General features: G+C 35.4%; 7 protein-coding genes. 2 read left to right on the top strand and 5 right to left on the bottom strand.

All coding sequences use genetic code 11. From position 1 onward, the window contains the following. Positions 1-105: 105 nt before the first annotated feature. Complete coding sequence (locus P2Q73_RS18155) at positions 106-771, top strand: hypothetical protein (protein ID WP_056831166.1); 666 nt, start codon at positions 106-108, stop codon at positions 769-771. 50 nt (positions 772-821) lie between these two features. Here the strand turns inward: P2Q73_RS18155 and P2Q73_RS18150 are convergent, their stop codons facing one another. Then, on the bottom strand, positions 822-1,493 hold the full coding sequence (locus tag P2Q73_RS18150; protein WP_053591353.1) for a KinB-signaling pathway activation protein: 672 nt from the start codon (positions 1,491-1,493) through the stop codon (positions 822-824). 135 nt (positions 1,494-1,628) lie between these two features. Between P2Q73_RS18150 and gerD the strand changes: the two genes are divergently transcribed. Continuing rightward, positions 1,629-2,231: a spore germination lipoprotein GerD gene (gene gerD, locus P2Q73_RS18145; protein ID WP_056831167.1), complete on the top strand. Its 603-nt coding sequence runs from the start codon at positions 1,629-1,631 to the stop codon at positions 2,229-2,231. A gap of 31 nt (positions 2,232-2,262) precedes the next feature. Here gerD and P2Q73_RS18140 read toward each other — a convergent pair whose 3' ends face one another. The 4 genes from P2Q73_RS18140 to P2Q73_RS18125 form a co-directional block, all read right to left on the bottom strand. Further along, positions 2,263-3,315 carry an Mrp/NBP35 family ATP-binding protein gene (locus P2Q73_RS18140; RefSeq protein WP_275789768.1) on the bottom strand — a complete coding sequence of 351 codons (1,053 nt, stop codon included), beginning with the start codon at positions 3,313-3,315 and terminating at the stop codon, positions 2,263-2,265. Between the two features lie 78 nt (positions 3,316-3,393). After that, on the bottom strand, positions 3,394-4,107 hold the full coding sequence (locus P2Q73_RS18135) for an N-acetylmuramoyl-L-alanine amidase (RefSeq protein ID WP_053592262.1): 714 nt from the start codon (positions 4,105-4,107) through the stop codon (positions 3,394-3,396). Between the two features lie 72 nt (positions 4,108-4,179). Further along, positions 4,180-4,890, bottom strand: a complete 711-nt coding sequence (locus P2Q73_RS18130) for a GNAT family N-acetyltransferase (protein WP_275789765.1) — start codon at positions 4,888-4,890, stop codon at positions 4,180-4,182. Next, positions 4,868-6,073, bottom strand: a complete 1,206-nt coding sequence (locus tag P2Q73_RS18125) for an MFS transporter (protein ID WP_275789762.1) — start codon at positions 6,071-6,073, stop codon at positions 4,868-4,870. The genes P2Q73_RS18130 and P2Q73_RS18125 overlap by 23 nt, the downstream gene beginning before the upstream one ends. Positions 6,074-6,077 lie beyond the last annotated feature (4 nt).

The raw sequence follows: 6,077 nt of genomic DNA, 5'->3' as shown, positions 1-6,077 counted from the left end.
TGTCGTTTTGTTTTGGCGACCTTTGTATCTTAACATCGTTTTAACATGAATGTCAACACTAAATCATAAAATTTATTAGAAAGAATGGAAAGGTGCGATATTACAATGAAAACAAAGCTTTTACTAATCGGAACTGTGCTGGTATTTTTAAGTCTCTTTTTTATTATCCCAAATAAGTATTCATCAATGCTTCCTGTTTTTCAGTTAACTGAAGAACCTACTGTTGTCTCTAAAGGATCACATGGCAAAACGATTACAATCGATTTAACTTTTGGTAAAGAGGATATGGAAACTTTCATAAAAAGTTTGCAAGCGCCTTATCCACATTTTTTCATAAGTATTGATTGGATTAAACGTTCACCTTCTCTTATTAAAATAATGAAAGAGAAAAGTATTCCTATTAGTCTATTAGGGCAAGATGGGCTTAAATATATAGAAGATCCTAATTTATTTAAAAAGGAAATTGATGAATTTGAACAATCTGTTGGTGAACTTCCGCTTTGGTTTCGGACAAAAGACTATGAGTTTCCTATGGAATTACAAAAAACAGCGTGGGAAAATGAAGTTAATTTACTAAGCTCTAGTAAGTACTGGATGAAAGGAGATCCATTTCCTAAGCTCGAAAAAGGAGATATTCTAAGTGTTCCGCTCCATCAGGAGGAACGAATAGATATAAAGCAATTAAATCAACTACTTAAATCTGACTCTCTACTTTCTGTTGAACAAAATATTTTTGGTTTAACAACTAAAAGTAAAACTATTCCTGATTAACAACATACGAGTAAAAAAATGCTCTGACCATTTAGATGTCAGAGCATTTTTTATTTAGAAACGGCTTCTTTTCTTGCTTTTCTACGTTCTTCTAGTTTTTTTCTATCTTCATCTGATTTTGCATTGTATTTTGGCAAAGCTAATAATTGGTAGGCATTAACTGCGAGAATTGGGAATAATAATAATGTCACCCAGCTATCTACGTTGTCTGCTCGTACCATCAATACAGGCAACCACTCTAATGTAGAAACAACAATCATAAAGAATAATGCAGATATAAGTGTATGTTTTTTAGTTATTTTGGCTTTAGTTATCGCTACTACTACTGCAGTTACAATTAGTATGAGTAATAAAATAACATATAACCAAATTTGCCCGGTTGTTTCTGCATTCGGTTTAAAACGGAAGAAAACCAAATCAAAAATAACGATAAGTATTATTAATAGTTGTACCCAGTTCCATAATGTTAATGTTCTAAAAATATTTACACCCATTTGATGAATTGTTAAATAAGCAAAAAAGCCCATTTGAGTGATTACGCTTATCGTAAATCCCATAATAACCATAAAAGCGAATGCTGCGAAGAACTCACTCCATTGACCTGCTTCAAAATATTTAGCAAAAGCATCGTCCCAACGTATAAATAAACCTAACACACCTGTGATTAGTCCACCTATCCACATAGCATTTAGAAAAAATTTAAACCAATTTCGAATTGTCACGGCAAAAAATCCTCCATATCCTTCTACTTCCCATATAGATTGTAACAACCATTAACAAAAAAATCTATTTGTTACTTACTTCAGTACATATTTAAATAAAAAATGTGAACAATAATTGAAAGGATGGTGATTGATTTGAAGTATTTTGCCTTCATTTTATTAACTATTGGCTTACTGGCTGGATGTAATGGTAATCCTACCTCTTCCACGCCTTCTTATGATGAGATGAAAAAAATGGTGATTGATGCACTACAAACAGAAGAAGGAAAAAAATCTGTTCGAAAACTTTTAGATGACCCTGAATTTCAAGGAATGTTAGTTATTGATAGCGAGCAAGTAAAGAAGTCGGTTGAACAAACCATGTTATCAAAGGATGCAGAAGAATTTTGGAAAGAAGTTTATCAAGACCCTAAATTTTCAGAAACAATGGCAAAAAGTATGATGAAGCAACAGGAAGAATTAATGAAGACTCTCATGAAAGATCCGGAATACTTGAAAAGCCTCGAAAGCTTTTTTGGTTCTGCTGAAATGAATAAGGAGCTAGGAAAAGTATTACAATCTCCTGATATGCGGAAAGAAATGCAAAAAGTCGTGGAAGAAACAATCCAAAGTCCTTTATTGCAAACTAAGTGGCAAAAACTTGTTGAAGAGGCTGGAGGAGGAGGACAAAAAAGCGAAGGTGGTGGCGGTGGCTCCGAAGAGAAGGGATCAGAACAAGGAAAAGAAGCTGAAAAATAAGGCCGCTCCTCTTAAGGAAACGGCCTTTTTCTTATGCTTTTTCAATAACTTTTCGAGCAATGTCTAAATATATTTTACCTGTATCATGTGTTTCTCCATATACAGAGGGAGCAAAGTCAATATCGTTCCAATCTGGTTGTCCTAGTGGTATTTGACCAAGTAATTCTGTACGAAGTTCATCCGCAAGTTTTGGTCCCCCACCTTTACCGAATACAAATTCACGCTCTCCAGTAGATTTAGATTCAAACCAAGACATGTTTTCAATTACACCTAATATTTCATGATCTGTTTGAAGAGCCATTGCCCCAGCACGTGCTGCTACGAATGCTGCAGTAGGATGCGGTGTTGTTACTACTATTTCTTTAGAGGTAGGTAACATTTGGTGAATGTCTAAGGCAACGTCACCTGTACCTGGAGGTAAGTCTAATAATAAATAATCTAACTCGCCCCACTCCACATCTTTAAAGAATTGATCTAACACTTTTCCAAGCATTGGCCCACGCCAAACTACCGGAGTATTGTCTTCTACGAAGAATCCCATCGAAATTACTTTTACACCTTTACGATCTACAGGGATAATACGGTCTTCTTTAATTTGTGGCATATCTTTGACACCCATCATATCTGGAACACTAAACCCGTATATGTCTGCGTCTACTAAGCCGACTTTTTTCCCTAGACGTGCAAGTGCTACTGCTAAGTTTACGGATACAGTTGATTTACCAACTCCACCTTTACCAGAAGCAATTGAAATAATTTTCACTTTGCTGCCAGGAGAAAGGATGCTTTCATTATCGCTTTCTTTTGCTTGACCGCGAAATTGCTCTAATACTTCTTTTGGAAGTTCTTCAAAACGAATACCAACAGTTGCTGCTCCTGCGTCCTTCAATACTTCCACTACTTTTCCTTGCAATTGCATTTGCTCTGCAGAATTAATTTTTGCGATTGCTAACTTTACACTGACATGATTTTTTTCTTCTTTTATAGATACCTCTGAAATTCCGTTTGTTTCTTCTAATGTTCTATGTAAAAATGGATCATTTAATTCTCCTAATAATGCTCTTACTTGTTGCTCATTAATCATTTGTAGACACTCCCCTTTAAGTTAACTATTCGCAATATAGTATACCATATACGAGTGTCTACAATCCCTCACATTGACTCAGTAAATATTATCTTCTACGAAACGACGTACACCCTTTGTAATTGCGTCTACCATTTGGTTTTGATACTTATCGGATTTTAGCAATTCTCTTTCTTCATTATTGCTCAAAAATCCAGTTTCTAGTAATACCGTAGGTGCTTTTGATTTCTTCAAAATATAAACTTGTTTGATGGCAAGTGCTTCTCTTTCTGTATTTCCAATATCTTCACGGATTGCCCCTTGAATGGATTTCGCTAGTAACTCCCCACCTTCATGTCCCTCCGCATGATAGAATACTTGCGCCCCTCTCCATCTTTCCTCTGGGACCGCATTTACATGTAAACTGATCACTATATCCGCTTCCGCATTATTAATAATCTCTTCTCGCAGAAGTAAATCTGCACGCTTTCTTGAACGGATTGTCGGGAAATCTTCATCGGGAGCATGCTCGGCAATTGCATCCCCTTCTTTACGACGTGTCAAAACAACGGTAGCACCATTTTCCTTTAAAGTCTTTTCCAGTTTTAGAGACATAGCAAGCGTAATATCTCTCTCTACTGTTTCACCATGACTGGCGCCTCCGTCCAAACCTCCATGCCCAGGGTCTATTACTACTTTAACCCCACTTAATGGTTCCGGCATGAAAAAACTTAAATCGCTTGCTTTTGTACTATAAAACACTGCAACCAAAGAAATTAAAAACAATACTCCAATAACCAGCCACTTTTTCAGTTCCATCGCTCCTTTTTCACTCATTATACGTATGAGGGACAAAGAGTATGTTTGCTTTTTGGAACAAGTTATCTAATCTTTATCAATTCTATAAATTCCTTTTTTATTTCTAATAACACAGCCATTTTTCTTGAAGATATTGATCATATGTTTATTACTTTCATCTGTACTACCTACGTAAGTTTTGGCGTTCATCTGCTTCATTAGATATAACGTGATTTTGTGAATCTCTGCTCCCAAACCGAAACCTCTCTTGTTAGGCACAATGCCGAAGTAGAACATTCTCCCTTCATCTGTTGTTCCCATCTCCATATGGGGAATACTAATTCCAACCAATTCATTGTCTTTTAAAAAGTAATAGCAATGACTTCTCCAGTTTTCTCCCAGTTCTTGAGATAAGGCAGCCATTATTTTCTCAATTAATTGTGGGATGTTTTTATTGGCTGAACCTGAACGACATAATTCATATGCATCGGCAAACTCTTTGTCTGTCATTAACCCTTCCGATAGAGCGTGGAATGTTAACTCACTTTCAATTAACTGTTCTTCTTCTAACGATTTTGTATATTCATGGATGACCGAAATTTTTCTAAACCCTTTAGAAAGTAACCAGTTTTCAAAGTGTTCCTCCATTAGTAATGATAAATATTCAATTTTTTGTTCTTCATATTCTTTTAATAACTTGGTAAATCCCACTTTATAATCTTCTTCTGACTTACCCTCTATATTAATTTGATCTACTAACCAGTATGCTTTGTTTTTAATGGTGTTGTATAGGCGCATTTAAATCTCTCCTCACTTTGTTACTTAAATAAAAGGATGGTACGGCCAGCACAGTAATAAGTCCAATGATAGTAAATACCATTCCCCCACCATTCAAGCTGTCTAATAGGAAACCACCTAAACTTGGGCCAGCTATTCTACCAATCGATTTCACCCCTGATAATGCAAAATAGGTTCCTTTTTCATGGTCTTCGCACATGTCATCAATATGAATGTCCACCATTGTGAACACTAAAACTTCTCCAGCTGTAAAAATGACCATCGCAATGATTAACATGAAAATGTGCTCACTTTGCCCAAAGAAAAACAAACCGATCGATAACAAAGAGCTTCCAATCATCAAGGAAGTCGTTGTACTAATTATTTCCCCTAACTTATAAACAAAGTATTGAATAACGATAACAGTAATGGCATTGGTTGTGATGAGCCACGAAAAATACTTAATCGCTAGCTCATAATCAAACGTAATACCTAAATACTGACTAAAGGTCGAATCGAATTGGCTATAACCGAAACTGATAAAAATTAAAGCTAATATAAATACGCTAAATGCATGATCCTTTTTAAACACATAGAACGATTGAAATATAGATATTTTCTTAGAATCTGCCGCCACTTGTTTCATTGGATACTTTTTAAAGATAACGGCAAATGTCACTATATTAATTAAGAATATAAAACCTACAGCGAAAAACAACTTCTCCATGCCAAATTGCTGAAAATAGACAGACGTTAGCGGAGCGATCGCTGCAGAAATATTAATTAAAAAATACCGAATATTAAAGATCAACCGTCTATTTTCAGGCTCCGTGTACAGACTTAACAGCACACGATACGTAGGCTCTACAATTGCTTGACTTATCCCTAATACCGCAGCAAACAAAATGAACCCAGCGTAATGATCAATAACCGGGAAATAGAAATAACACCCTAAATATCCGATCAGCCCCGTAATGATGACTTTATCTTTTCGAAACTTATCAATATATGGCCCAATAAAGAAACTCATAAACAAATTAGATAACGCTAAGGTTGAAATAATGGCTCCAATCTGAAAGCTTGAATAATGAAATTCATCTAATAAAAATAGTGTAAGATACGGTAGCACTAAAAAAGTGCCAAACCTCGCAATGAAAATACTAAGCAGAATAGTAGACGTAACAACATTAAATTTACTTCTCATAATT

The organism is Bacillus sp. Cr_A10 (assembly GCF_029222665.1).
Lineage (GTDB): Bacteria > Bacillota > Bacilli > Bacillales_A > Planococcaceae > Psychrobacillus.
This window is presented reverse-complemented; position numbering and strand designations above follow the sequence as displayed.